Below are 26,728 nucleotides of genomic sequence, written 5' to 3' on the forward strand. Positions count from 1 at the left end.
GGCCAGATCCAGATGCGGAAGATCGACCGCTGGGAAAACGCTTTCTCAGCCTCTCGAGCCGATGTCTCTTGACCCCGCGGCCTGACTGGAGCCAACCTCACATGCCCGGAGCCCGCTGCTCGGCAATTTCCACCACATTCGCGACACGACCAGTAGACTGGCCGCCGGTGTCACCGTCAGACTGGTGGAATGCTGCGGCGGTCAGGCGGCTGTGTATGCGTCGCCGCAAGCCATTCCGACCCCGGTAACAAGACCTGTCACGGGATGTCACGGCTGTTGATCTCTCGCTGCCGCACGGCCGATATGTCGGAGACGCCGGACTTTCTAACGTCGCCGCGCCCGAAGATATCGGATATGGCGGCGCAAGCCGCCGAAAGCGTGCGGCTCGCTTGACGTTCTGGATTGGCTTAACAGTCCGTCAGGGGCGTCCGGTCCCAGATTCGGCGGACGCTAGAAGGCGCAGAAAGCCCTTGCCAGATGTCGCTGTTGGCAGAGGATACGCTGACGGCCACGACAGAGGCGGAAGGATCGGCCTGCGCCGACGCGAAGCGCAACGCCTATATCCGACCGACCGCGCCCGCTATGAAGCTGATGATCGTCGGCTGGTGATATTCCGGGCGTTTCTGGATTGGCCGTGGAGGACGCGACGTCCAAGGGACATACGCGGGGTCGCGAAGAAGACAGGGTATCCGAGTAACGCGCCGCAGCCGCCATCAATATCGCGGGCAGCGCATTCATGGGTCGCATCGGCCCATATTCATCTGCCCGGGCTGTCCGCAAGAAGGCGCCATTGCGAAGATCCGGCCAACGGATGCCGAAGCGGAGACTGTCGGCCAGGAAGGGTTTCGCTGCTGCGCCCATTGCGGATGGCGCCGAAGGCCTCGATCGCAGTCTGGAGCAGGACGATGCGTTCCTGAGGTCGGGACCAGATTGTTTGGCTCTCGCCGAAATCGGCGGGCATCCCATCTGCGATCAGCAGCTCGGTTGCTGGCTGACGGTGCGACGAGTCGCAACATCCCGCACGGTACTCCGCCGGCGGTTGTCTAGAGGTCCTGTACAGGCCCGATGTCGGTGGCAGGCGGTCGCGGACTGTCGATCCCGCTCGATATGGCCGGCATATGTCAAACTTCCCCATGATCCGAGTGAAGGCAGTTTTGGTGGTCGCTGAGAACCTCGATGACCTTGCAGTCCGAGATCGTGCCGCAGGCGCATTGATCCAGCATGCGCTCCAGCTCTTGCTGCAAAGCCTGGAGGCGGATGATGCGGTCGCGGACCGAGACGAGCTGGCGCTTGGCGATGACGTCTGCGGCAGCGCAGGACATTTCCGGTCGGTCCGAAAGGCTGAGAAGTTCCCGGATGCAATCGAGCGGAAATCCAAGCTCGCGGGCATGGCGGATGAAGGCAAGCCTTTCCTGCGCCTTCAGGTCATAAAGCCGCTGATTGCCTGCGCTCCGGTCCGCCTCTGGCAAAAGGCCGATGCTCTCGTAATAGCGGATCGTCGGCACCTTGACGCCGGTGGTCCCGCTCAGTTTTCCGATGCTCAGCATGAGAAACCCCTTGAACCTCTAGTTGCTAGAGATCCTATCTTCCTGGCTGAGTAAAGGAAAGGCTTGGCGGGAAGCGACATGACAGGCGAGACAACGGAACGGCGGGAATGGACGGTCACGGGGATGGACTGCGCAGCCTGCACCACGAAGGTGGTGCGGGCCGTCGAGCGGCTGCCGGGCGTCAGCGAGGTCAGGGTTGCGCTGATGACGGAACGGCTGTCGCTGAACCTCATGCCGGACATCACGCAGCCCGAGGCCATCGAGGGTACGGTACGGAAGCTGGGCTTCGGGATTGCGCCGATGGGGCAGGCGGCCCCGCGCAAGAAGGTCTTCGTGCTGCCGGGTGCGGCACCGACCCCGGCGGCAGCGGATGGCGAACACGAACATCCTGATCCGGCGTCGGGCGATGACCCTGCTGCACCTGCAGCGCGGGACAGATCGTGGCATCAGACGGCGAAGGGGCGGCTTGTCAGTCTGACGGGCGCGCTGCTTGCCATCGCGTGGCTCATCGAGTTGATGACCACTGGCGAGGCCGGATACTGGTCCTTCGTCGCCGCGTGCCTGATCGGCGTGGCGCCATTGGCGAAGCGGGCCATCGAGACCCTTCGCATGGGCCAGCCCTTCACGATCGAAGGGCTGATGACCATCGCTGCCGGCGGCGCGCTGCTGATCGGCGCCGCAGAGGAAGCCGCGCTGGTCGTCTTCCTCTTCGCGGTCGGAGAGGTGCTGGAGGGCGTCGCGGTCGGGAAGGCCCGGCAAGGCATCCGAGCGCTGGCGGACCTGGTCCCCAAGACCGCGCTGCTGGAAATCGGGAAGGGTACCCGGACCATCCCGGCCGCATCGCTGCAGATCGGGCACGTTGTCCGCGTGCGCCCCGGCGACCGCATCCCTGCGGACGGGGAGATCCTCGAGGGCACGAGCGGCATCGACGAAAGCCCCGTGACCGGAGAGAGCATCCCGCGAAACAGAGGCGTCGGGGAGCCGGTCTTCGCAGGCTCCATCAACACCGAGGCTGCCCTGCGGATCAGCGTCACCAAGGAGCCGAGCGACAACACCATCGCCCGTATCATCCGGCTGGTGGAAGAGGCCGAAGAGGCCCGCGCGCCCACCGAACGGTTCATCGACCGGTTCTCGGGCATCTACATGCCTGCCATCATTGCCCTGTCGGCGCTGGTTATTTCTGTTCCGCCGCTGGTTTTCGATCAGGACTGGACCACCTGGATCTATCGTGGGCTGGCGCTGCTGCTGATCGGCTGTCCCTGCGCGCTGGTGATCTCGGTCCCGGCCTCCATCGCCTCGGCGCTTTCGGCGGGGGCAAGGCGCGGGCTTCTGATGAAGGGCGGTGCCGTCATCGAGGCGGCGGCGAAAGTCACCCATGTCGCCTTCGACAAGACGGGCACGCTGACGCGCGGCGTGCCGGTGGTGATCGATCTTCTGCCCGCTGCGGGCGTCGAGCAGGAGGAGCTTCTGGCCGTCGCCGCCGGGGTGGAGGGCGGTTCAAGCCATCCTCTGGCGCAGGCGATCCTGCGCCGTGCAGAGGCCGCCGCCGTGCCGGTGCCAGAGGTGCGTGCTGCGCGTGCGCTGCCCGGACGCGGCGTCGAGGCCATCGTGGACGGGGAACCCGCATGGGTTGCCTCACCCTCGTATGCCGCGGAAGCCGGCGGCCTTGCCGGGACGGATCTGCCTCAAGCGACTGCGCTCGAGAATGAGGGAAAGACGGTCGTGGCAGTGTTCCGCACGGGCCGACCACTGGGGTTGATCGCGCTGCGGGATGAACCGCGCGACGATGCCGACGCGGCGATCCGGCAGCTGAGCGCGATGGGCATCGGTGCGACGATGCTGACGGGCGACAACCCCCGCACGGCCGCCGCCATCGCCGGAGGTCTCGGGTTCGACTTCAGGGCGGGCATGATGCCCGAGGACAAGCTGGCTGCGATCCGCGATTTGAACCGCGCCGGCAGCGTGATGATGATCGGCGACGGCATCAACGACGCCCCCGCGCTGAAAGAGGCGCGGATCGGCATCGCGATGGGATCGGGCACCGACGTCGCGCTGGAAACCGCCGATGGCGCGATCCTGCGGGACCGGGTGTCCGACGTGCCCGCGCTGATCCGGCTTGCGCGGGCGACAATGGCGAACATCCGCCAGAACGTGGCGCTGGCGCTTGGGCTGAAGGCGGTCTTCCTGGTGACGACCATTTTCGGCATCACCGGCCTCTGGATCGCCATCCTGGCCGATACCGGCGCGACGGTTCTGGTGACGTTGAACGCCCTTCGCCTGCTGCGTTACAACCCCACCGGGCCGCAAGTCCGTTGATGCCATGCCTCTGAAACGGCCGAGGGCTTGGCGGGGTGCCTTCGCAGCGCCGGATCGTCAGGATTGGCACCGTGGGTTCGGACTGGTCCGGCGCGTGCGCCCGATGTCGACGGCAAGGAAGAGGCCCAGACTGATGCCCAGCACCGGCAGCGCCCAGCCTGCAAGGCAGGCCAGCGCTACGCAAGTCAGGCGCGTCCTGACCGGTAGCCGCGTCCAGCCGGACGTCAGCGTCTCTGGAACAGCCGGTCTGCGCTGCCACCAGAGGAGATAGCCGTAGGCGATCGTCACCATCAGCGCGACAGCAATGGCCGCCATCAGGATCTGGTTCGGCAGTCCGAACAGCACGCCCATGTGCAGGTCGATCCCCCAGCGGATCAGCTTCGGCACCAGGGTGAAGCTGTCAAAGTTGGCGCGGTCGGTGGTGGCGAAGGTGGCGGGGTCAAGTGCGACCGTGTCCACCTGCGTCGGCCAGCGGCGATCGTATTCGCGCACGGCCCAGGCCTGTTCCGGCTTGGGCAACCGTATCTCCATGAAAGGTGAGTCGATCCCCGCGGCACGGGCGGCCGCCGCGACGGCGTCCAGATCCCACATGCGATCCTCTCGGACCGTCAGGTCGGCCGCCTCATGATGTCCGTGTCGATGCGGGGCTGTCTGGTTGCCCATGTCCAGCGACAGGCTGACGGACGGCGTCACCAGGCCGAGCGCGCCGCGCAGGCTGTCGATGCGGGCACCTGCCGCCTGCGACCAGGTCAGGCCGGTCACCGACAGGAACAGCATGCCGGCCGCCGTCGCGATGCCGATCGTCGCGTGGATCCAGCGCCGCCGCTGTGCCCCCGGCATGTCGGCAACCCGGCGCCGCCGCCGCGGACCGGTTGCCCAGATCACGACGCCACCCAGCACCACAACCCAGAGCCAGGACGCCGCAAGCTCGCTGTAGTAGCGACCCCAGTCGCCCAGCATCAGGTTCCTGTGCAGGTGGTCCAGCGCCATCCGGAAGGGCAGGATGCCGCTTGTGCCATAGGTGCTCAAGTCGCCCTTGATGGCGAGCGTGGCGGGATCGACGAAGACCGTCCGGTTCTCGGACGGCCCGAGGTTCGGATCAGAGAAAAGCACGCGCGTCGTATCCCCCATCGCGGGTGCAGGGCGGACGGCCGAGACGTAAAGCGCGCCGTCCAGATAGGCGCGAGCAGCCCCGGCCTGCGCCGCCAGCGGCTGCGCGGGATCGACGCTTTCGGTAAAGAGCGCGTCGGCATACAGACGTTGTTCGATCTGTGGTGTCAGGACATAGAGCAGCCCGCTGAAGGCGGCGACGAAGATGAACGGTCCGACGAACAAGCCGGTATAGAAGTGCAGCCGGATCAGGAAAAGACGCAATGCGGTCGTTGCCGTCCTGCCGGACGGCGGGCGAGCGACGCTCATGGAAGATCACCTGTCTGAAGGCGCCGCGAAGGGCGCAGGGAAGCCGTGAAAGAGGATCAGCCTTCGCGGGCAGGTGGTCCGCGCAGCGGTGTGGCAGGGTTCTTCGGGCGCAGGCCCGCGCGCCTGACCTGGGGGAGGATTATGCTGGCCAGAACCCGCCGTTCGATCGCGATCGGGGGAGGGTCGGCCGAGGGTAGATCAGTTCCGGCCACCAGGTGACAGAGCGCGCAATGTAACACCTGCTCGTGTCCGTCCTGATCGTGACGGCACAGGTCCGCCACGGATCCTCCTGACAGAAGAAACGCTTCCAGCCGCACTTCGCCTGCGGACGGCACACCGCGCACCGCAGTTGCCGAAGCAAAGGCGACACCGACCATTGCCAGCACCAGCAGGCAAAGCATGCGGAGGGGGATCGGGCGGCTCATGCCGGCTTATCCGCATGATCCCGAACTTACGCAAGTCGCATATTCGCGGCATTGTGGCCGGCGCAGCGCACCGCAGTCCTGAACGAAAGGTCCGGGTCGTGCCATCACTGGTACGTTGCGTCGGATTGATCCATCGTCTCACGTTCCGGACCTGAAGGCTTCGGAAAGCCGGCGCTTTTGGTCGTGCCGACCAACATCTCCATGGCGATGGACAGCGGGAACTCCAGCATGATGCCGGAAGTATGGTTTTGCAACCTGTTCCCCGAGCGGTGGCATCTAAAATGGCAGATCTTGAATATCGTGGCTAGGAATGCGTGACATTTTCAGCGAAGGGCAAGCCGCATCTGCGCTGCGTCAGCCGATGGGCTGGAACCGCATCAGGCGGCTGCCATCGTGGGAATCGATCAGGACAGTCGCCTGCACGCCGAAGACGCGCGCCAGGATGTCGGCCCGCAGAACCTCTTCCGGCGGGCCGATTGCCGTCAGGACACCATGCTGCAGCACCGCCAGGCGGTCGCAGCGCATCGCCTGGTTCAGGTCGTGCAGCGCGATCACCGTCGAAAGGCCAAGATCCGCAACCAGGTCCAGAACCTCCAGCTGGTGGCGGATGTCCAGATGGTTCGTCGGTTCGTCCAGCAGCAGGATCTGCGGGTTCTGGGCAAGCGCACGAGCGATGTGGGCACGCTGGCGCTCTCCGCCGGACAGGGTTGACCAGTCCCGGTCGCCAAGATGGGCCAGGTCCACGCGGGCAAGTGCGCGCGCGACATGCGCCTCATCGGCGTCGGACCACGGCCGAAGGGCATCAAGCCAAGGCGTGCGCCCCAGTCGGACGGCGTCGCGGACCGTGATGCGGTCCGCCGTCTCGGCGTTTTGCGCGACAAGCGCGATGCGGCGCGCGATCTGCCGCCGCGGCATCTGGTCCAGTCGCCGACCGTCCAGCGTCACCTGGCCGCTGTCAGGTCGCACCAGCCCCGCCAGCAGCCGAAGAAGCGTCGACTTGCCTGACCCGTTGGGCCCGATCAGGCCGAGGATCTCGGCCGGTGCAAGCGTCAGGTCGATGCCGTCGAGCAGGGAGCGTCGCCTGACGCGCAGGCCAATGTCATGTGCCTGCAAGGTCACGGCGCGCACCTCGCGCGGACCAGGATGACGGCGAAGGCGGGCGCGCCGATCAGGGCGGTCACCACACCGATCGGCAGCGTCTGGCCCGGAACCAGAATTCGCGCGACGACGTCTGCCACGATCAGGAACACCATGCCGATCAACGCCGTCACCGGCACCAGCCGCGCGTGTCGGCTGCCGACAAGAAACCGCGCCGCGTGAGGAACGACCAGACCGACAAAGCCGATGGCGCCTGTGATCGAGACCATCACGGCGGTCGCGGCGGCCGTGGCCAGGACCAGCGCCGCCTGCACTCGCCCTACCGGCACGCCAAGCGAGGCCGCTGACTGCGTCCCGAAGGTGAACGCGTCCAGCGCCCGTACATGCCAGAATGCCGTGCCCACCGCGATGACCACGGCCGTCAGTGCCAGACCGACATCCTCCCACCGGACACCCGAGAGGTTCCCCAGCAGCCAGAACATGATGCCGCGGGCCTGTTCGGCATTGGCGGAACGCGCGATGATGAAGCTGGTCAAGGCATTGAACAGCTGCGACCCGGCGATTCCTGCCAGAACGATCTGCGCCGCGCCACGTGCGCTTGTGCCGCCGCCGGACAGCCGCGCCAACCCGACCACAAGACCGAACGCCGCCAGCGCGCCAAGCAGCGCGCCAGCGGACATGGGAACAAGACCCCCGCCCAGCCCGGCAATAACGACCAGCACCGCGCCGGTCGAGGCCCCGGCGGAAATGCCCAGCAGGTACGGGTCGGCCAGTGCGTTGCGCAGCAAGGTCTGCAGAACCAGCCCCGAAATCGCCAACCCGGCCCCGCAGGCCCCTGCGACCAGCGCGCGCGGCAGGCGATAGGACCAGATGATCCCTTGGTCGATCGGGTCCAGCGCATAGCCTGCGCCCAGGATCTGGTTCGCCAGCGCCTGCCACACGGTACTCAGCGGGATCGGTGTCTCGCCCATGGCAGCGCCCAGCAGCGGCGCCGCCACGATCAGCAGCGGCACCCACAACCATGGCGGGGCCCGCAGCCGGCGCGCCGCGTGCACCCCGACATCGGCGGTCATCTCGACAGCCCGTTCATGGCATCGGCCAGCGCTTCAAGCCCGTCGATCAGGCGGATGCTGGCGTGCATCGCCTCGGCATCAAGGATGACGATGCGGTCCTTCTTCACGGCGGTCATCTGGCTGGTGACCGGGTCCGATCTCAGGAACCGCAGCTTCTCGTCGACATCGTCGGCGGGGAAGCGGCGGCGGTCCATGCGTGCAATAACCAGAACCGACGGATCGGCGCGGGCGACCGTTTCCCAGCCCACCGTGGGCCATTCCTCGTCCGAGGTGACGACGTTGCGCAGCCCCAAGCGTTCCAGCATCCAGGCGGGCACGCCCATGCCGCCGGCCATGTAGGGGTCGAGCTCCATCTCGGCGGAGGAGAACCATACGGCAGCCGAGGCGTCCGGAATGTTCATGGCGCCAGCCCGTTCGACCACGGCCGCCTCGCGCGCCTGAAGATCCGCGATCAGCGCGCTGCCACGGTCCTGCGCATCCATGATGATGGCCATCTGACCGATGCTGTCCCACAGGGTCTGGATGTCGAACGGCGCGATCCGGGTGCCGTCAGAACCGACAAGATTGTCCTTGCCGTGACAGTCGGTTGGCATGACATAGGCAGTGATGCCCAGATCGGCGAACTGTTCTCGGGTACCGACAGCGCCCTGTGCACCGATCATCCATTCGAACATGGTGGGCACGAAACCGGGCCGCTTGTTCACGACGGACTCGAAGCTGGGCGTGTTGTCGCTGATCCGTTCGACACCAGCGTCCTGGTCCTGCAGTTCGGGCAGAACAGCGTTGAACCACAACGAGTTTCCTGCCATCCGGTCCGCCTGGTCGAGCGCGTAGAGGATCTCGGTCGTGGTTTGCCCGATCGAGACGACGTTGTCGGGGCGGGCAGGGAAGATCAGTTGGTGGCCGCAGTTGTCCAGGGTCAGGGGATATTCGGTCGGTTGCGCCCCGACGGCAGAAGCTGCCGTCAGGGCCAGTAGCGCAGCGAGAATTGGGCCGGTCATCGTGATCGTCCTCCATGACAGGAATGACGGGAACGAAGAAGGCGCACCAGCGAGATCGGGCGGAACCCGTCATCACGCTGCATCTGGCGGTCATGCTGGACAGGGACCGGACTACGGTTCATGCGATCTTTCTCCGGGGCACCCCGCCCGGGTTGGTTTCGGTCATGATGGCAGGTCTCCTGACTCGCGGGTCGCGGCCTTCCCCGCCTTCCCGGCGCAGGCGCGCCAGTGGCATCGTGGGGTCGGCTACCGCCTACAGTTGCGGGGGCAGTCGCGGATTCGGCGCCTGATGGCTACACCTGACCGCGTTCCCTTTTCACCCGCTCGGAGCCTTGGCCGACGCGGGAACCATCATCCCCGCGGATGACGTCGAAAGCGTGAGAAGTCAAGCCTGTTCGCGATGTGTGGCGCAGAGCATCTCGCAGCCGGGCGCTGCGCACCAGGCCGGATGGGATGTGCCGGCTGCTTCCCATACCGCTGGGTAATCCTTGACCCGGATCAACCAAGCCTCAAGGAGAAGCAGCCATGTATGCCGAGAGGGAAGGAAATATTGAAGACGTTGCTGTCATCGACCTCGACAGCCAATCACGGGATTTACTGTTCGCGGCTGAAGCCTGCCCTGTGGGGCGAGGAGCCGCCTCCGTCATCGTGTCGACCCAGACCCGGACGATGGTGCTGGTTTGCATCTGGCACCCAGATGGCTGGCGTCCGAACGATCAAGAATGACATGCAGGCTTCTCGGGACTCACCGAGCGGAGAGGCACGCGAAGCTTGACTTCTTTGATCGGACGTCGCGCAACGATACTGGCATCTGCGGAAGGTTGCAGCAGGATGGATCATGTTCCGGCCCCGCGAAGATGGCGCAGCGTTGCCGGTCCTTGAGCCCGCCGAACATCATTTCCGATATTCCGTAGCGCTGCAAGTCTTGCTGTCACCATTGCTTGCCCGGTTCTCGGCTGGCGATGCGGTGCTCGCTATTTCAACGATCCTCGCCGCCAGCCCCATACTCTCCTGCCCCGCAGCGATTGTATGGCTGGTCAGAACTCGACCAGCCGTGGGCGCGCCGCGGAAGATACGGGCCTCGCTTGCGTTCGCCGTGGAGCAAGGTCGTCCGAAGTCATTGCCCGTGGCTGCGGCGTCGGAACGTGTCGCTCTGCCGTGCCGCCGAAGTTGAAGGCGCGGATCTCTCGCGTCAGTTCCTCGGCCTGCTGGCGAAGCGAGACAGAGGCGGCAGTCGCTTCCTCGGCCACCGCCGCGTTCTGCTGGGTGACCTGATCCAACTGGTTCACGCCGGTGTTGATCTCGGACAGGCCGATCGACTGTTCACTGACGGCGACCGAGATCCCTGCGATCTGTTCCGACACGGCAGCCGCCTTGTGAAGGATTTGGTCGAGGCTCTGACCGGTCCGCCCGACAAGCGTCGATCCCGTTCTCACCTGCTCGGCACTTTCCGAGATCAGCGTCCTGACTTCGCGCGCGGATTCGGCGGCGCGCTGTGCAAGGCCACGCACTTCGGACGCCACCACGGCGAAGCCGCGGCCGGCGTCGCCAGCCCGTGCGGCCTCGACTCCGGCATTCAGGGCCAGAAGATTGGTCTGGAAGGCGATATCGTCGATGACGTCGATGATCCGGGAAATCTGCTCGGACGAGCGCTCGATCCTCTTCATCGCCTCGACCGCATCGCGAACGACCGTGGCGCTGTCGAGCGCGATGCTCCGGTTCTGGCTGCTGGCTTGCTCGGCCTCTCGGGCACGTTCGGCCGTCTGGCGCAGGCTCTCGTTCATCTGGTTCAGTGCGGCGGCCGACTGCTCCAGCGTGGCGGCCTGCGTCTCGGCGCGACTCGAGAGGTCGCCGGCGGCGTTGCTGATCTCGTCGGCGCCTCCACGTACCTGTTCGGCCACGCCGGCCATCCGCTGAATTGTTCCGGACAGGCGGGACGCGACGCTATTGAAGGACTGGCGCAGCGAGTCGTAGGCCTGCGGGAAGGGGTCGCTGTCCGGACTGGGAATGTGGTGCGTCATGTCGCCCGCTGCCAGCCGCTCCAGCCCTTCGCCGATCTTGCTGACCACACGCGATTGGCTTTCCGCCTCGGCCTTTGCGGCGGCCGCCGCTTCCTCCCGGCTTGCCAGGGCGGCCGCCTCGAGCCGCCGTGCCTCGCTGGCATTATCGCGAAAGACCGCCACCGCAGAAGCCATCGCTCCGATCTCGTCCCGGCGGTCCGCGTGCGGGATCGGGGCCTCAAGCTCTCCCTTGGCCAGCCGCTTCATGGCCAAGGTCATCGCCTCGATCGGCCGTGACACGACCTGCGCCCCCAGCCATAGCAGCACCAACACCGCGGCCAATGTCGCCCCTGCCAGCAGCATCGTGTGATTTCGGGTCGCGACGGCATGCGCCATGACCGTCGCCCGCGGCACGGTCATCACGATCGTCCAGGCATCTTCGATGCCGGCAAACCGAACGGTGCTGGTCAGCAGAAGAGCCCTTTCTCCGTCGATCGTGATGTCGTGCAGCGCGCCGTCGCCCGCCAGCCACCCCTGTTCGTCCCGTGAGAGAGGCTGTCCCAGCCGTGCCGCATCGCGGTGCGTGATCCATGTTCCGGATTGACCCACAAGGGCAATCCTACCGTCGCCAAACGGCTGGAACTGCGCGAGCCTATCCGTCAAGCTCTGGATCAGCATGTCGCCGGTCATGACCCCGACCTTCCGACCGTTGTGGCTGACCACGCTGCTGAGCGTGACCATCAGCGCATCCTTGCCCTCGACAGGATAGGTGTAGGGCGGCGTGAGCGTCGAAGCCTCTTCCCGCAGCGGGCGTTCATACCACTGCAGCTTGTCCGAGGGTCGAGACATGTCCAGCACCTCGACCGCGACGTTTCCGTCAGTGTCGATATAGAACCAGGGGGCGAAACGGCCCCTTGGATCGGCCAGTCTCTCTCCGATGCGATCACGGTCGCTGCCGATCGCATTCGGTTCGAACACAACCGCCATGCCCAAAAGCCTTTCGTCCGTCGTCAGAACGTTTCTGGCGATCTGCTCCAGAACGGCTCGGTCGCTCCCTGCGGCCAACGCTCCCTCGACGGCAGCGACGCCGGCGTTGAGGACGCCAAGAACCGTGTTCACCTCTTGCGCGACTGTGACGTTATATTCGCCCAGCAGTGCCCGCGCGCGCGCTTCCGCTTCCTGCACAGAGGCGCGAGTCATCAGGTAAAGGGTCATGGCGCTGACGACGATCACCGCGCAACTTGTCAGGGCGGCTGATGCAAGCGCCAGCTTCGTCCGGATGGTTGATGGCCCTATCTGCATTCTCTCTCTCCATGCGTGTCTTGACGCAGGAGCTAGCAGAAACTTCTTTCGGTACCGTTACCGCGACTGCCTGGTGGCAGCACTGCCTCGATGAGGCAAGTCCGGAACCAGTCAGACGCCCGGCACGCGCAAAGGTGTCAGATCGCAGGATTCGCACTCTGCCGGCGCAGCACCGGGATCAGTGCAAGGACCAGCAAGAGAACCACTGCGGGCGCGACGAGGCGCGGAACCTGGTACCAAGGGTCCATGCCGACTTCCCAGATCGCCCAGGCCACCGTGCCGAAAAATGTCAGAAGATATATCCACACCGCTGTCATCGACCGCCGAAACAAGAAGATCGCCGTCAGCAACAACCCGATTCCGGCGAAGATGTAGTACCAAGACCCACCTAGAACAGCGAGCCAGATGCCTCCGGCGAAGATCGGCGCCCCGAAGACCAGGACGACCACGCCAAGCGCAACGGGCAGCCAGCCGCCGCGTGTCCGTCCGTACCCGATGCTGTTCTTGCGGCTCATCCTGCCTCCGTCCTGTGGCGCATGCCCGGTGTGCCGGGTGTCACGACCAACAAACCTTATGAGGCGGCTTATGTTCCCACGTCCGCCTTTGGAACCTCACCTGCCGCGGCGCGGTTGCACCGAATGGCGGCGGGTGTGCCGTCGCGAGATGTGGGGAAGACAACATGCCAGCGAAATCCAAGGCACAGCAGAAGGCCGCCGGGGCCGCATTGGCGGCCAAGCGCGGCGACATGAAGAAAAGCGACCTGAAGGGTGCCTCGAAGAGCATGGAGAAGTCCATGTCCGAAACGGAACTGCACGACATGGCCGCGACCAGCCGCAAGGGCAAGCCCGAGCACAAGTCCGACAGCTGACTAGGTCATGTTGACAAATGGCGGCTTCAGAGGCGGTTTGAGGTGATGTCGATGAAGCCTGGGAAGCTCTTGGCGGTCTTGTCGTAGCGGGTAGGCGACGCGGCGGGCGTTTTCGAGCTTGTTGAAGCACCGCTCGACGAGGTTCCGCAGCCGGTAGGGCTTGCGGTCGACAGCCACGCAGCTTCCGTGACTTCCGCATGGGTGTCACGGGCACGACGTTGCGCGCCTCCATGGTTTCGCGAACCTTGTCAGAGGCATGGTCGCGATCGGACAGCAGGACGCAAGGTTCCGGCAGGTTGTCGTCTAGGACCAGATCGAAGCCCAGATGGTCCGACGTCTGGCCCGGCGAAATGTCCGACCTCAGGGGGAGGCCTGCACCGTTGACCCGGAGGTGGATCTTGGTCGTGAAGTGGAAGGTGGTCCAGAACGCAATCGAGTGGATCGTCTTCCCACCGGACGCTCTCGAACGGCCGAAACCTTGTCTCGGAGCCCCCCTTTTGCGCCCGCTGCCTGATGATGGGCGCGGACCACGGTGCTGCCGATCATCTGAAGGGCGTCGGGAACCAGCCCGCTTTCGTTTGATGCGCCCATGATCTGCTCCCGGAGCCCCGCGAGCGTCCACCGCCAAAACCGGCGGTGGACGCTGGACCACTTGCCGAACTTCTCGGGCAGGTCGCGCCAAGGCGATCCCGTCCGTGCGATCCAGAGAGTGCCATCCAGAACAGGACGGTTGTTCAGGGGTTTGCGGCCGTTCGGCGCGCGGACGGCCAGGATGGAGCGTTCATGGAACGCCCACTCCTCGTCCGGCATCAGGTCTCGTGCCAAGCTGATCTCCATCGCAGAGACCAGCTTGAACCATGATCAGCGCGATCTGTGGACACCTTTTGTCAACACAGCCTAGTCGCCGCACTTCCGGCCGCCATTTTGGGCCGTCAACTGGATCTGCAAACCGTAAGTCGACCCCTCGCTGCCTCTCGAACGGCTACTTGGGTGATGCGGACCATGCGCTTTTCTGCTACGACGTGAAGACCATTGTGACTCCGAGACTGCGGACCGGAATCGAGCACCTCCGGGCACGCCACGTGCTGGGGCGGCGGCGCTCGACCTGCTTCGGATCGAAGCAAGGGTGCAGAGGACTGTGGAAGGCTTCTCCTCGTAGCGTTGACGGTGTCGCTGCAGCATGATGCAGACGCAAGCCGCGTCAGGCTGCTGCTGGCCCAACCCCCGACCCATGACACATCCCGGTGACGAACGACTTCGGCGTCGATGCACAGATCAACGGTGAGGCTGGAATCGCCAGCACCCGGGATCCGCCAGGAGTGGCGATCACCGGTGTCGTTCGATAGGGCACCGTCGGCTGTCGGCAAGCCGTTCCCCAAAAGGGCAACGGCGTGCCGATTCAACCGCGCCAGGGTTCAAGGATCGACCGGGCTTCAGCGCGTCCCCTGGGGGTCAGGACCAGCAGGTTGCCCCTGCGCGCAATCAGGTCCTTCGTCAGCCCCTCGGCGATGACATCACGCGCGTGGCGGGCGGTCCAGCCGAGGTGGGTCTCCAGCGCGCGGGCCACGTTCTCTTCCTTCTGATCGGCGCTGTCTTCGTGGGAGTAGAGGTGGACCGCGACGGTCCGCAGTGCATTCGCCTGACGTTCGCTGCGCTGGCGGTGCAGCCGCGCGATTACGCCGTAGCGGGGGCCAAAGAGGAAGGCCAGGGCCAGGAACACCCCCGTCATCACCGCCATCATCCCGCCGATCGACACGTCCAGGACGACCGCCAGGTGATAGCCGCTGATGCTGGAAGCGATGGAAATGACCGCGCCATAGACCAGCATCAGCCACAGGCGGTCGGTCAGAAGGTAGGCCGCGGACGGGGGCACGGTCACGAAGGCGACGAACAGCACTGCGCCTACGGCATCGAATGCCGCAACGGCCGTCGCGCTGGTCAGGAACAGCAGCGCATAGAAGATCACGGCAGGCGCAAAGCCGAGCGCCGCCGCAAGCGCCGGATCGAAGGTGGTGATCTTCAGCTCCTTGTAGAGCAGCGTCACGAACAGCAGGTTCACCATCGTCATCATGAACATCGCGATCAGGGACTGCGGGATCTCGTATCCCAGCAGCACCACCGTATCCAACCAGACAAAGCCGATCTCGCCCAGAAGCACCGTGTGCTGGTCGATATGGACATCGCGGGCATAGAGATTCAGAAGCAGCACCCCGACCGAGAAGAGCACGGGGAACACAAGGCCGATGGCCGCGTCGTACCTGACGCGGCGGGTGCTGAAGAGCAGCTCGGTCAGAAAGACCGTCAGCACCCCTGTCATCGCCGCGCCGACGATCTGCATGGGGCCACTTGCCGCGCCCGTCACAAGCCACACGACCACGATGCCGAAGATGATCGAGTGGCTGATCGCGTCCGACAGCATGCTGTTGCCGCGCAGGACGAGGAACGTCCCCACCAACGTCGAGGCGCAGCCGACGAGGGCTCCGGTAAGGATGATCATCAGCGAGATGTTCATGAAAAAGGCTTCGATCATCAGCTGTTCTCACGGGATGCGTCGTCGATCCGCCGCGCCTCGGACAATCCCGCCGGCGTCAGTTCCCAGTGCGGCGTCGTCTCGGGTTCGTGCGTCACGGGCGCCACCAAACCGCGGCGTTCCAGCCGCTGCATCGTGCCGCGCGTGGGCGTGCCGTGAAAGGCGTCAAGCGCCCCAAGTTCGGTCGGATAGCCCTGGTTGCCATGCTCGGCCGCGAGGCCATAGAGCGTCGAGAGGACCTGCCGACCGGCGAGGCTGCGGCGGTCGCGGCGTCGCCTCAGGCTGGCCCAGACCAGCCCCCGGCCGGGCGCGAGCAGCAGCGAGACGAGGACGATGACCGAGATTGCAAGGACGATCAGCGGCCCCGTCGACAGCCCCCGCGCCGTCGCGCTGATGACCGCACCCGAGACCCCGGCAACGATCCCGAACAGGGCGGCGAGGACGACCATGGCGCCCAGGCTGCGCGTCCACTGCCGGGCCGCGACGGCGGGGGCGACGATCATCGCCGTCATCAGGACCACGCCGACCATCTGCAGCCCCACCACGACCGCCAGCGCAACCATGATGGTCATCGTCACCTCGAGCGCGACAACCGGTAGTCCTAGAGATGTCGCAAAGCCCGGATCGAACGAGACGAGCTTGAACTCTTTCCAGAGCAGCGTCACCAGGGCCAGCGCCGCCGCCGTGACGGCGCCCATGATCCACAGGTCGCTGCGCAGGATCGCCGCAGCCTGCCCGAAGAGAAACGAGTCGAGCCCACCCTGCGACGCGTTGCCACCGCCCTGGATATAGGTCAGCAGCACGACGCCTACCGCGAAAGACACGCTGAGCGCGATGCCGAGCGCGGCGTCCGTCTTCAGCCGGCTCATCCGCGTCAGCACCAGGACGACCAGCGCGGCCACGGCACCGCTGACCAGCGCCCCGGCAAGGATCGTGCCGATATCGCGCGACCCGGCGACAAGGAAGCCGATGCAGATGCCGGGCAGGGCCGCGTGGGACAGGGTGTCGCCCAGCAGGCTCTGCTTGCGCAGTACGGCAAAGCAGCCGAGGACGCCGCTGGAGATGCCCAGCAGCGCCGCCCCCATGGCGACCGTCTGGATCGTATAATCACCCAGCAGCGCCAGCATCCTAGACCGCGTCCCCGCTGGCCGGTGCCGCGTCATCTGCAAAGGTGTTGCGCTCGATCAGCGCGATCTGCCCGCCATAGGCCTTGCGCAGGTTCTCGGGCGTGTAGACCTGGGATACCGGCCCTTGGGCGACCGCCCGGACGTTCAGGATGACCATCCAGTCGAAATATGATCGCACCGTCTGCAGGTCGTGATGCACGACGATCAGCGTCTTGCCCTGCGACCGGAGGCGGTGAAGGATGTCGACGATGGCGCGTTCGGTCGTGGCGTCGACCCCTGCCATCGGCTCGTCCAGGAAATAGATGTCGGCCTGCTGCACCAGGGCTCGCGCCAGGAACACGCGCTGCTGCTGGCCGCCGGACAGCTGGCTGATCTGGCGTTCGGCGAAGTCCTGCATTCCGACCTGTTCAAGCGCCTGGAAGGCCGCGTCCCGTTCTCTCTTGCCCGGGCGGCGCAACCAGCCGAGACGGCCATAGAGACCCATTCCCACCACGTCCAGCGCAGTGGTCGGAAAGTCCCAGTCGACCGAGGATCGCTGGGGCACATAGCCGACGCGAAGGCGTTCGGCGGCATAGGGACGTCCGAAGATGCGGACATGGCCGGCTGTCGGCTTGACCAGGCCCATGACCGACTTGATGAAGGTGCTCTTGCCGGCGCCGTTCGGTCCTACGATGGCTGCCATGACGCCGGGCGGGATGTCGATGTCGATATCCCAAAGCACCGGTTTGCTTTCATAGCTGACCGTCAGGTCCTCGACATGCAGGGCCAGCTGCGGTTCATGGAGCGGTTCAGTCACGTTCGATGGTTTCCTTGAAGAGGCCGCGCGTGCCGACGCGATGCGGGACGGTCAGCGCGCCTTCGTCACAACGTTCCATTCTTCGGCCCAACCGGCAAGCGCCACGGGAAGCTCTGGCAGGGTGCCGCCAAGCGCCTCTGTGATCGTGCGCGTGTTCTCGAAGATCATGCCGATATAGGTGCCGCCAGGGGTGCCGTCCTCTCCCATCGCGTCGGAATAGAGCTGCCCGCCGATTTTGACATCCGTGCCCTGCTGTCGGGCGGCGTCAATGACCGACTGGACGGTGCGGGGGTTGATCGTGCTTTCGACGAAGAGCGCCGGCACGCCTGTGCGTGCCACGAGATCCGCGCTGGCCCGGATATCGGCGATGCTGGCCTCGGATTCGGTGCTGATGCCCTGGATGCTGGCGACGCGGATGCCATAGGCTCTTCCGAAATACGCAAACGCGTCGTGCGCCGTCACAAGTGAACGCTGGCCTTCCGGAATGGTGGCGATTGCCTGTTCAGCCCATGCGTCCAGCGCCGTCACCTGCGCGGCGTAGCGTCCGGCATTCGCCGCAAACAGGTCCGCGCAAGCGGGTCGCACCTCACCCAGGGCCTCGGCAATGGTTGGCGCGATCCGCGACCACAGGCCGGCATCCATCCACAGGTGCGGATCGACACCATAGGCGCCTTGGGTCTTGATCAAGTCCGTTTCGTCGATCGAGGTCGACGCGACCGCCACGGTAGGCTTGCGCTCGGCGAACTTTGCCAGGACCTCTGCCAACTGCCCCTCGAGCGAGTAACCAGAGTAGAAGATCACATCGCCCGCCTGGAACGTCCGCACGTCCGAGGCGCTGGCCTGGTAGAGATGCGGATCGACGCCCGGCCCCATGATCGTCATGACATCGACGCAGTTGCCGCCGACATTCTCGACAATGTCACCGATCATCCCGATTGTCGCAACGACTTTGACCGGCTTGTCCTGCGCGGACGCGGCACCAGCCCACAGGCCGAGGCCAATCATGGAAAGGGTCGACAGCACGTGCTTCATCCGTAAGCAGTCCCTAAATACTTGCGTCACGACTAATCAACTTAGCAAGTGCTATAAATCGGCTGACCATATGTCAAGCGCCGTCAGGACAACGCCCTGTGAGCCACGACTGTGGGCGTTGCCGTTGCTTCCTGCCTCGTGCGACTATGCGGCTTGGGTCGCTCGGCCGGCAGAATTCCGTGACCCGCGAGGACACCGGATGCGCAGTGGCAATGGCGTCCGCCGCATCGGGCGGAGGCACGGCGTCGTGCCGACCAGCCTTTGCGGCAGGCGCCAGGCCAGAACCCCATTCGGATCAGCGATGCGGATCTGCAATGCCGCAGGCAGATGCCTCCGTTCAGACGGTTCTGGTCGCAACGAATTGGGCAAATGCCTTCAAGGTCTCGGCGCTGACATGATGCTCCATGCCCTCGGCATCGTGTCGGGCCACCTCGTCACTGATGCCAAGGGCACGCAAAAAGCCCTCGACGATCTCGTGGCGACGCTGACATTCCGCAGCAAGAGCCTCGCCCGTCCGGGTCAGGAACACGCCACGATAGGGCTTCTGCTGGATATATCCATCTTCCGCCAGACGCTTGAGCATTCTTGCAACGGTCGGCTGCGCCACCCCAAGGCGGCGGGCGATTTCGACCTGGCGTGCCTCGCCCTCGCGGCTGATCAGCTCGGCGATCAACTCGACGTAGTCCTCGCACAGCTCTGTCCTGCGGGCGTTTCGGGTCTTTTGGAACCCTTCGGCATGACGTTCTGCGTCGATGCCTGCGTCTTCGGGGCTCGGCGATTGGGAAACGGGCTTGGTCATGTGATGCAGGCAATTCGCAAGGAATTTTTTTGGGATGCACCGGGATATATAGCCTGTGCTATGAAATCGCAATCTCCACGGATTCCCCGCGGAAAGTCGAACTCCTCACGGCCGGCGGTTCTGCCCAGAGGCGGCGGCGTGGTTCAGGCAGTCCACACGGCGACAGAACGCCGCAACCATCTGGGCCTGAACGATGCCTATCCGTCGCACCTCGACCGGGTTGCGTGACGGTCTGATGCAGCTCCGCCTTGTCTCGCGCGCCTTTGGATGGTCGACAGCGGCGCTGATGCTGTGGCCGCTGTTCGGCGCGGAAGGATCAGGTTGTCAGCGGCATTCGGACCGGCAGAGGACAACCACCTTTCTGGGGTGCGGCTGTGGCGGGGGCAGATCGCTCACCACCTGTTGCGCACCCTACCGCACGCTGACGTTGGTGACCGGAAACCCGCTCCGGGCCGTGCGCCCCGAGCAGGATCAGCGCGGATGAGATCGGCAGCCCCATCACTGACGTCATCGGTCACATGGTCAGCAGGCCGCGGCAGCAGCAACGGGTGACATCATCAGCGTTCGTCAGCAGGATTGCCGGAAGGTGGGCGCGGCAATCGCCGGCCACCTGTTCGCATCGTCCGCTTACCTGGTCGATAGCGATGTCGCGTAGCCGCTCGACAAGGGCCAGGATCGAATTGCTTGACCAGCGCCAGGTCGTCCTCGTGCCGAATTAGGGAGCCGGTTCGTGCGCTGATGCCCCGGGTGCTGCCATCCACTTCGTCGGCGGCGATGGCGAGAGCGCCACCGATTGCGTCGTTATCGCCTGTCGCGCGGGCGATCATGGCCCTCGGCGTCATCGGGCTCACCCCCGGGATAGTCAAGATGCCGTCAGGTATGCGCCCGGACGATGCCGCGACGAAAAGCGCATCTCTCTGGGGACGACCTCTCAGAGGCACGGCACCGGTTTCGCCGTCGCGACGTCGTATTCATCCCTGCGCGACAGCGGCACTCGCGGAGTCTCCTGAGACAGCTCACTGCCGCTGCATCCGGCGCTTCGATCTGGATCACGACCGCGTGCAGGCGAAGGCAGCCTTGAGATCAGGGTGAAGGCTGAGCCACCTTCGGCGTCGGCGGCCGGGTCGCTTTCGTTGGTCACGGACGCGTCGCAGCATAGTGTCCTTCACCACCCGGATGAGGCCGTTTCTGTGAACCGACTCACGGTCCCTTGGCGGCGGAGGAGCGTTTCCGGTCCGGGAAATCCACCTCGCCCATGATGGTGGAGGTGTCGCGCATGGTGAAGGCCATGGCCACCGGCATCTAGAACAGAAAACTGGTGAAGAGGATAACACGGCGAGGAGTCCCGTGACATCCAATTCGCGTCGAGGCTGCAGTTTGACGTCCAGGTCTGGTGATAGCTGCGACCGATATTCGTCTTGCATGTCGGACCGGCTGATCGCGCCTCCGTTGCCTGGCAGCCCCGTCTCGACGCATGCGGATGTCTCTGTGCCCCGTCCGGTTGCAGCAGGGCCAGTGTCCACCGTTTCCGCAGGTGCCGGATCGGTGTCGACAAGGTCACATGCGCCTGCTGGTGATCCAATTCCGCCGCGGTTGGGCAAACCCATGGCGGTTTATCTGGACGCCGAGCTTCACTGGCGTCTTGCAGCGCTGCCAGCCGATCAGGTGGCGCCGCTCCGCGAGGCAGATATGAAATCCGCCGCCCACTGTTGTGGATCGATCGAAGTCTGGCGGCTCGAGAAGATGCGATCATCCAGTGCGCGCAGCAGGGCCTGCTGACGACCGACAGGACCACCTTGCCATGCGGCCTGTCGGTCGGCCGCAGCGCGGAGCTGCTGCAGATCGCCCGTCCGGGCGGCTGACTGCAACGCCTCCAGGTGCGGGCTGCGGCGCATGCGGCGCAGCATCATCGGCACGCGCCCTTGCAGGCCCACCACAAGTGCGATCACCAGCCCTAGGCCGAATAGACCCGCCATCGCAAGTTGAACCTCTGGCCCCTCGGCCTGACGGTCGCCGAAGTTCGATCCGAAGCCGGCATAGCCGAAGGGGATCGGCTTCAAGGGCGCAACTTCAAGCTGGCGGTCGCGCGTGTTGAACCACTCCAAGGCGGCGGCGGGCAGGACGCCGGGTTCGCCGGTGCGGGGCCGCAGCTGCCATTCCCAGACCACCCGAGAGACGGGCCCGTCCGCCGTGGGGACCGTTTCACGGATCTCGGGCTGGGTGAAGCTGATCAGCCAGGGCTGCCGGATGTCGGGGCGCGGCGGCAGATGGTGGGCCAGCGCGCCGAGCGCCTCGATGGTGACGCGGCGGGTCAGGACCTCGTCCTTGGTCAGCCGGCCCGGCTCGGCCGACAGCTCGTCCGTCAGCACCAGGGCGCGGGCGGTCAACGGGCGGCCCCGGCCCGGAAACGGGCGCACCGCCAGCCGGGTGGGGGCCGAGGTCACGCGAACCTCCTCTCGGACGCCGTCGTTGCGGATGTTCGTCAGGTCGTGGTTTATCGGCGGGATCGTCAGCTCACCCGGGGCGCGCGGGAAGAGCGCGATGTCCCGCTCGAAGATCTGGATCATCCGGCCGCCGATGCGTTCCTTGAACCAGCGGTCCCGGTCGATCTGCATCCAGTCGTAAGCCTCGGAATCCGGAAACACCAGCTCCTCGAGCGAGACGGTCAGGTCGTATTCGCCGCGCAGCTTCAGGTGCACCATCTCGGCCACCACGGGGTTTCCATGATCGTGCAGGACCGTCAGCCGCGCCTCACCGGGGGCCAGCGGGACCTCGGCGCTAAGCGGCAGGGCCAGAAGCACCAGAAGCGCCAGGGCGAGGCGGATCACCACGGGTCGACCTCCTCGGGACGGATCAGGCCCAAGCGGGCGCGGCGTTCGTATTCGGCCGCGATACGCAGGCGCAGGAATTCGCCGGGGTCGTCTGCGATGGTTTCCAGCCAGGCGTCGCTTGCGGCCAGGCCGCGTGCGCCGATGGGACGGCGCCAGCTGTCGACGGCGGCGGCAGTCAGCGCAGCACCGATTTCCTCGGCCGCGGCAGGACGACCGCCGCGCCCGACGATGCGCCCCGGCGCGATGCTGTCGCCGACGGTGGGCGGATACATCGTTGCGACCAGATCGCGGTTGGCGCGCGCCTGCTCGTCCGCCGGATTGGCGAAGAGCACTGCATCGAAATAGGCGACCGCCAGCGGATAGTCGGCGGTTGCCGCCAAGCTGAGGCCGCGGTTGTAGGTCTGCGACCGACCGGCGGCCGCGAAGGCGGCGTCCGCATCGGCATGGCGGGCAAGGCGGAAAAGCGCGACCCCTTGCGTCGCTGGTTCATGCAGCAGGCGAAGCGCGGCTTGGTTCCAGCCGAACCGCAAGGCCAGTGAGCCAAGCGCCGCCGGTCCCGCCAGCACCAGAAGCACCGCCGCCAGTGCCAGAAGGATCAGACTCGACCTCATGTCCGCCGCCGCAGCATGAACAGAAGCGGCAAGACGGCCAGTGCCGCCAGGAACGGCCCCAGATCAAGATAGCCGAGCGCGCGCAGCATCGGGTCGCGCACAGCGTCACCGCCGGTCCGCAGGCGCGCGGCCAAGCTGTCGGCATTATCCGCCGCCAGAACGTCGCCGCCCTGTGTCAGCGCCTTCAGGGCGTCGGGATCCGGCACCGTCGCTTCAGCTGCCAATCCGGTCAGCCGAAGCGCCCAAAGGCGCACCCCCATGTCGGCCAGGCGACCGGCCTCGGCCATGGCCTGCCGGTCGACCCCGCCGCCGTCGGTGACGAGGACCACGTCCGCCTGCCGCGTGTCCGTCAGCATCTGCCCCGCCATGCCGATCGCGGCGGCAGGCCGGCTGCCGGTGGCGGGCATCGTCTGATGATCCATCACGGCAATCAGCGTCTCGAGCGTGCGGGGGTCGGTCGTCGGGGCCGAGGCGGCAAACGCTTCGCCGCCATAGAGGATCAACCCCACCGGCCGGCCGCCCACCCCCTGCAGCAGCGCGGCCACCGCCTGCTGGGCCTGTCCAAGGGCCGCGCCCTTGGCGACCGACGGGGACAGGTCGATGGCGATCATGACGCTGTCGGTTCGCGCCAGGACCGGCACATCGTCGCGTGGCAGCGCGGGACCCGCCAGCCCCAGCACCAGCGCAAGCGCCGCCGCCACCGGCAGGATACGCACCCACCGGCCACCCGCCCCGGTCAGTGCGCCCATGGCCTGCATCGCGGCCAGCATCTGCGGCGGCATGACGGATTCCCATCCGCCGGCCTCGGGGGCGCGGCGGGCGCTCCACACGGCCAGCGCTGCCAATGGCAGCAGCGCCACCAGCCACCAGGGGCGCAGCAGGATCATTCGCGCCTCCGCCAGATGGCCACGGCCAGCAGGATCAAGGCGCAGGCGGTCGGCCCATGCCACAGCTGCTGCTGATAGCGCAGCGGCGGACGGTCGCCCGGCGACGGCTCCAACCGGTCCAGCGACTGCGCCATCGCCTCAAGGTCGGCGGTGCCACGGACGCGGAAGATCTCTCCGCCCGCCATCTCGGCGATCTGGCGCAGCGTCGCGACGTCCACGGCATCGCGGGACGTCGGCTGCGTCTCGAGGTCTTCGGGACCAAGGGCGACGGTGTGGATGCGGATGCCGTGTTCGGTCGCCAGCCGCGCGACCTCGGTCGCGGGCACGCTGCCCGAGGTGTCGACGCCGTCCGACAGCAGCACGATCACGCGTGACCGGGCGTCGCTGTTGTCCAGCCGCCGCATGGCCAGCCCCAGACCGTCAGAGATGGCGGTGCCGCGCCCCGAGATGCCGATCTGCGCCTCGTCAATGGCCATCGCGACGGCGCCGACGTCGAAGGTCAGCGGCGCCGCGACATAGGCGCGGGCGCCGAAGATCACCAGTCCGACCCGATCCCCCTCGCGCCGCGCCACGAAGTCGGCGGCGGTCCGCTTGACGGCCTGAAGACGACTGACGGCTTGGCCGTCCAGGGTGAAATCCTCTTTCTCCATGCTGCCGGAGAGGTCCAATGCCAGCATGACGTCGCGCCCGCTGGACGGGATGACGTCGGCCTGCCGTTCGATCTGCGGCCCGGCCAGCGCCACGACCAGCAGGACCCAGGCCGCTGCGGCCAACCATGGATGCCCGGGCGCGGTCAACCCGCTGGACCTGAGGCCCGGGGCCAGGTGATCGGGAATCCGCAGGGCCGGTCGCGGGCGGTTCACCGGCGGGGTCAGCCAGCGCACCAGCAGCGGCAGGGGCAGCAGGATCAGCAGGAAGGGAAGCGACAGGCTCATCCCCACCGCCTCCAGCGCAGGCGAGAGAGGCGGGCGATCCGCTCGATCCGCCGGTCCGAAGGGGGCGTTGCGGCCCCGTAGGCGGCAGGCCGCAACGCCGGCGGCAGGTGCCCCAGCAGCCGCGACAGCGCCAGCATGCGCTGCGGCACCGGCATTGCGCGCAGGTCGCTCAGGCGCAGGCGGCGGTCTCCCCCGCGGGTCAGGGGCCGGATGATGGCGCTGACGGCGACGCCGACGATCAGGCCCAGGGCGACCAGGACCATGATCTCGTTCACGCCGAGGGACCCGAAGCTCGACGGCAGCCGCACGGGTGCAAGGGCGTCAAGCATCTGCTCGTGCGTCACGGCGCGACCTCGCGTGGGATTGCCCCCAGCCCGGCAAGCCGCGCCAGCTGCGGCGCGGTCTCCGCTGCGGCGATGCGCGCCAGTTGAACGCGGCCGGTGCAATCGACCGGCAGCGGGCGGGGCGGCGGCGACACCTCCAGCGGGTCGAGGATCAGCGCGACCTCTACCCGGCGCCCCTTTGCAAGCCGCGCCAGGGCGGGTTCGGCGTCGTGCCAGGCGTCCGGGGCCGTGGCCAGGACGACGCGGGCGCCGCGCGGGGCCATGCGTTCGGCCAGAAGCAGCCCCTGCGTCAGCGGCGGTTGGTCGGGGCCATTGAGCGCGGCGGCGTGGCGTTCGGCCAGCATCGCGCAGATCGCGGACATCTGGCTGTCGCCCTGGCCCGTCGGCAGCGATGCCGCCCCACCGCCCGCGACGACCAGCCCCACGGCCCCCTGTCGTGCCACGGCTGCCCAACCGGCCCCGGCCAGATATCGCGCGCCACGGACCGACCGCAGGCTGTCGCCGGTGCCCCAAAGCATCGGCGCGCGGAAGTCGGCGATAAGCACGGTGACGTCGTCGCGATCCTCGTGCAGGGCGCGGATATGGGGCGTGCCGGTCCGGGCCGTGGCCGAGGGGTCCATCCGGCGCGGATCGTCGCCGGGGACATAGGCGCGGATCTCTCTCAGGTCCATGCCGCTGCCGGCCCGGCGCGAGGGCAGGGTGCCCGCCCGGCGCGTCGCGGGGCGCGGCTGGCGGCCGGCGGCTGCATCGCGCAGCGCCAGCAGGTCCTGGCCCGCCAGCCGTATCCCGGGGGCCGTCCGCCACCCGGCGGCGCCTACCACGGGCGGATCTCGCGCAGCGCCTCGGCGATCAGGGCGCGCCCGTCGCGCCCCTCGCTGATGGCCTTCCAGTCCGGCACCAGCCGGTGGGCCAGGGCGTCGGCGGCCAGCGCCTCGGCATCCTCGGGCAGGCCGTGGTCGCGGCCGTGAAGCCAGGCCCGCGCCCGGACCGCTGCCGCCAAGGCCAGAGTGCCGCGCGGAGAGATCGGATGCTCCACCGCATCCGCCAGCGCCCCGCCGCGCCGCGTCGACATCACCAACCGAATGATGAAGTCCTTGAGAACGGGCGCCAGGTGAACGTCCGCCACCTCGGCGCGCGCCTGGCTCATGTTCTCGGCCGTCAGCCGGGTCACGGCAGCTGGTGCTGGGCTGCGCCCCTCGGCCTCGACAAGGTCGAGGATCGCAAGCTCGGCTTCGGCGTCGGGCAGGTCAAGCCGCAGGTGCAGCAGGAACCGGTCCAGCTGCGCTTCGGGCAAGGGGAAGGTTCCCTCGTGCTCGATCGGGTTCTGCGTCGCCACGACCATGAAGGGCTGCGGCAGCAGCCGCGTGACGCCCGAGGTCGTCACCTGCCCTTCGGCCATCGCCTCCAGCAGGGCGGACTGCACCTTGGGTGGGGCGCGGTTGATCTCGTCTACCAGGACGAGGTTGTGGAAGATCGGACCGGGCAGGAAATCGAAGCCGCCGGTTTCGGGGCGGAAGATCTGGCTGCCGGTCAAGTCCGAGGGCAGAAGGTCGGGCGTGCACTGGATCCGCGAATGTTCGCCCGGCAGATGCGCGGCCAGCTGTTTGACGGCGCGGGTCTTGGCGATGCCGGGCGGGCCCTCCAGCAGGACATGCCCGCCGACCAGAAACGCGATCAACAGGCGCTCGACCAGCCAGTCGTGACCGATCAGCGTCCGGCCGACCTCGTCGGCCAGCGTCCTGACCGCGAGGCGCGGCGTGAAGCCGTTCACTGCGTGATCCATTGCT

25 protein-coding genes, 2 pseudogenes and 1 riboswitch are annotated in these 26,728 nt (G+C 66.6%); of the genes and pseudogenes, 4 read left to right on the forward strand and 23 right to left on the reverse strand.

The features are described 5' to 3' along the window. Positions 1-477: 477 nt before the first annotated feature. Complete coding sequence (locus OC159_RS15935) at positions 478-609, forward strand: hypothetical protein (protein ID WP_265502157.1); 132 nt, start codon at positions 478-480, stop codon at positions 607-609. Positions 610-1,121: 512 nt separating this feature from the next. Here the strand turns inward: OC159_RS15935 and OC159_RS15940 are convergent. Then, the gene (locus tag OC159_RS15940; RefSeq protein ID WP_265502158.1) at positions 1,122-1,547 is read right to left on the reverse strand and encodes a MerR family transcriptional regulator; all 426 of its coding nucleotides are present in this window, start codon (positions 1,545-1,547) and stop codon (positions 1,122-1,124) included. Positions 1,548-1,625: 78 nt separating this feature from the next. Between OC159_RS15940 and OC159_RS15945 the strand changes: the two genes are divergently transcribed. After that, positions 1,626-3,863 carry a heavy metal translocating P-type ATPase gene (locus tag OC159_RS15945; protein ID WP_265502159.1) on the forward strand — a complete coding sequence of 746 codons (2,238 nt, stop codon included), beginning with the start codon at positions 1,626-1,628 and terminating at the stop codon, positions 3,861-3,863. Positions 3,864-3,920: 57 nt separating this feature from the next. Here OC159_RS15945 and OC159_RS15950 read toward each other — a convergent pair whose 3' ends face one another. The 6 genes from OC159_RS15950 to OC159_RS15975 all read right to left on the reverse strand — a co-directional run bounded on the left by OC159_RS15950 (position 3,921) and on the right by OC159_RS15975 (position 8,879). After that, entirely contained in the window at positions 3,921-5,282 is a 1,362-nt protein-coding gene (locus tag OC159_RS15950) for a PepSY-associated TM helix domain-containing protein (protein ID WP_265502160.1), read from the reverse strand. Positions 5,283-5,338: 56 nt separating this feature from the next. After that, positions 5,339-5,707, reverse strand: coding sequence for a hypothetical protein (locus OC159_RS15955; protein ID WP_265502161.1), 369 nt, complete (start codon positions 5,705-5,707; stop codon positions 5,339-5,341). Between the two features lie 104 nt (positions 5,708-5,811). Next, positions 5,812-5,937: a hypothetical protein gene (locus OC159_RS15960; RefSeq protein WP_265502162.1), complete on the reverse strand. Its 126-nt coding sequence runs from the start codon at positions 5,935-5,937 to the stop codon at positions 5,812-5,814. Between the two features lie 124 nt (positions 5,938-6,061). Next, a complete protein-coding gene (locus OC159_RS15965) occupies positions 6,062-6,826 on the reverse strand; it encodes an ABC transporter ATP-binding protein (protein WP_265502163.1) in 765 nt (254 codons plus the stop codon). After that, the gene (locus tag OC159_RS15970; RefSeq protein WP_265502164.1) at positions 6,823-7,878 is read right to left on the reverse strand and encodes a FecCD family ABC transporter permease; all 1,056 of its coding nucleotides are present in this window, start codon (positions 7,876-7,878) and stop codon (positions 6,823-6,825) included. The genes OC159_RS15965 and OC159_RS15970 overlap by 4 nt, the downstream gene beginning before the upstream one ends. Next, positions 7,875-8,879: an ABC transporter substrate-binding protein gene (locus tag OC159_RS15975; RefSeq protein WP_265502165.1), complete on the reverse strand. Its 1,005-nt coding sequence runs from the start codon at positions 8,877-8,879 to the stop codon at positions 7,875-7,877. Before OC159_RS15975 ends, OC159_RS15970 begins: the two co-directional genes overlap by 4 nt. A 152-nt stretch (positions 8,880-9,031) precedes the next feature. Then, positions 9,032-9,247, reverse strand: a riboswitch (cobalamin riboswitch). A 157-nt stretch (positions 9,248-9,404) separates the two neighbouring features. Between OC159_RS15975 and OC159_RS15980 the strand changes: the two genes are divergently transcribed. Beyond that, positions 9,405-9,605 carry a hypothetical protein gene (locus tag OC159_RS15980; protein WP_265502166.1) on the forward strand — a complete coding sequence of 67 codons (201 nt, stop codon included), beginning with the start codon at positions 9,405-9,407 and terminating at the stop codon, positions 9,603-9,605. A 311-nt stretch (positions 9,606-9,916) separates the two neighbouring features. On the opposite strand, the gene OC159_RS15985 is transcribed toward OC159_RS15980, so the two are convergent. Together OC159_RS15985 and OC159_RS15990 are read right to left on the reverse strand one after the other, a co-directional pair. Continuing rightward, a complete protein-coding gene (locus OC159_RS15985; RefSeq protein WP_265502167.1) occupies positions 9,917-12,112 on the reverse strand; it encodes a methyl-accepting chemotaxis protein in 2,196 nt (731 codons plus the stop codon). Positions 12,113-12,318: 206 nt separating this feature from the next. Continuing rightward, positions 12,319-12,696 carry a glucose dehydrogenase gene (locus tag OC159_RS15990; protein ID WP_265502168.1) on the reverse strand — a complete coding sequence of 126 codons (378 nt, stop codon included), beginning with the start codon at positions 12,694-12,696 and terminating at the stop codon, positions 12,319-12,321. A 164-nt stretch (positions 12,697-12,860) separates the two neighbouring features. Between OC159_RS15990 and OC159_RS15995 the strand changes: the two genes are divergently transcribed. After that, complete coding sequence (locus OC159_RS15995; RefSeq protein ID WP_265502169.1) at positions 12,861-13,049, forward strand: DUF3008 family protein; 189 nt, start codon at positions 12,861-12,863, stop codon at positions 13,047-13,049. 202 nt (positions 13,050-13,251) lie between these two features. Here OC159_RS15995 and OC159_RS20225 read toward each other — a convergent pair. From OC159_RS20225 to OC159_RS16060, 14 genes and pseudogenes are all read right to left on the reverse strand, one after another. Next, positions 13,252-13,701 (reverse strand): annotated as a pseudogene (locus tag OC159_RS20225) (transposase); the annotation flags it as partial. Beyond that, positions 13,698-13,886: pseudogene (locus tag OC159_RS20230) on the reverse strand (transposase); the annotation flags it as partial. The pseudogenes OC159_RS20225 and OC159_RS20230, both read right to left, overlap by 4 nt. 562 nt (positions 13,887-14,448) lie before the next feature. Continuing rightward, complete coding sequence (locus OC159_RS16005) at positions 14,449-15,579, reverse strand: metal ABC transporter permease (protein WP_265502170.1); 1,131 nt, start codon at positions 15,577-15,579, stop codon at positions 14,449-14,451. Beyond that, positions 15,579-16,706: a metal ABC transporter permease gene (locus tag OC159_RS16010; RefSeq protein WP_265502171.1), complete on the reverse strand. Its 1,128-nt coding sequence runs from the start codon at positions 16,704-16,706 to the stop codon at positions 15,579-15,581. Before OC159_RS16010 ends, OC159_RS16005 begins: the two co-directional genes overlap by 1 nt. Before the next feature lies 1 nt (position 16,707). Then, entirely contained in the window at positions 16,708-17,502 is a 795-nt protein-coding gene (locus OC159_RS16015) for a metal ABC transporter ATP-binding protein (RefSeq protein WP_265502172.1), read from the reverse strand. Positions 17,503-17,553: 51 nt separating this feature from the next. Further along, positions 17,554-18,534, reverse strand: a complete 981-nt coding sequence (locus tag OC159_RS16020; RefSeq protein WP_322626738.1) for a metal ABC transporter solute-binding protein, Zn/Mn family — start codon at positions 18,532-18,534, stop codon at positions 17,554-17,556. 337 nt (positions 18,535-18,871) lie between these two features. Then, the gene (mntR, locus tag OC159_RS16025; protein ID WP_265502173.1) at positions 18,872-19,333 is read right to left on the reverse strand and encodes a manganese-binding transcriptional regulator MntR; all 462 of its coding nucleotides are present in this window, start codon (positions 19,331-19,333) and stop codon (positions 18,872-18,874) included. A 1,661-nt stretch (positions 19,334-20,994) separates the two neighbouring features. Next, positions 20,995-22,164, reverse strand: coding sequence for a hypothetical protein (locus tag OC159_RS16030; RefSeq protein WP_265502174.1), 1,170 nt, complete (start codon positions 22,162-22,164; stop codon positions 20,995-20,997). Then, positions 22,158-22,775, reverse strand: coding sequence for a hypothetical protein (locus OC159_RS16035; RefSeq protein ID WP_265502175.1), 618 nt, complete (start codon positions 22,773-22,775; stop codon positions 22,158-22,160). Before OC159_RS16035 ends, OC159_RS16030 begins: the two co-directional genes overlap by 7 nt. Then, a complete protein-coding gene (locus OC159_RS16040) occupies positions 22,772-23,662 on the reverse strand; it encodes a vWA domain-containing protein (RefSeq protein WP_265502176.1) in 891 nt (296 codons plus the stop codon). The genes OC159_RS16035 and OC159_RS16040 overlap by 4 nt, the downstream gene beginning before the upstream one ends. Next, on the reverse strand, positions 23,659-24,597 hold the full coding sequence (locus OC159_RS16045; protein WP_265502177.1) for a VWA domain-containing protein: 939 nt from the start codon (positions 24,595-24,597) through the stop codon (positions 23,659-23,661). The genes OC159_RS16040 and OC159_RS16045 overlap by 4 nt, the downstream gene beginning before the upstream one ends. Beyond that, positions 24,594-24,941: a hypothetical protein gene (locus tag OC159_RS16050; RefSeq protein ID WP_265502178.1), complete on the reverse strand. Its 348-nt coding sequence runs from the start codon at positions 24,939-24,941 to the stop codon at positions 24,594-24,596. The genes OC159_RS16045 and OC159_RS16050 overlap by 4 nt, the downstream gene beginning before the upstream one ends. Beyond that, positions 24,938-25,762: a DUF58 domain-containing protein gene (locus OC159_RS16055; RefSeq protein WP_265502179.1), complete on the reverse strand. Its 825-nt coding sequence runs from the start codon at positions 25,760-25,762 to the stop codon at positions 24,938-24,940. Before OC159_RS16055 ends, OC159_RS16050 begins: the two co-directional genes overlap by 4 nt. Next, positions 25,756-26,724 carry an AAA family ATPase gene (locus OC159_RS16060; protein WP_265502180.1) on the reverse strand — a complete coding sequence of 323 codons (969 nt, stop codon included), beginning with the start codon at positions 26,722-26,724 and terminating at the stop codon, positions 25,756-25,758. Before OC159_RS16060 ends, OC159_RS16055 begins: the two co-directional genes overlap by 7 nt. Between the last annotated feature and the right edge of the window lie 4 nt (positions 26,725-26,728).

Source organism: Paracoccus beibuensis, assembly GCF_026162625.1.
In the GTDB taxonomy this organism is placed as follows: domain Bacteria; phylum Pseudomonadota; class Alphaproteobacteria; order Rhodobacterales; family Rhodobacteraceae; genus Paracoccus; species Paracoccus beibuensis.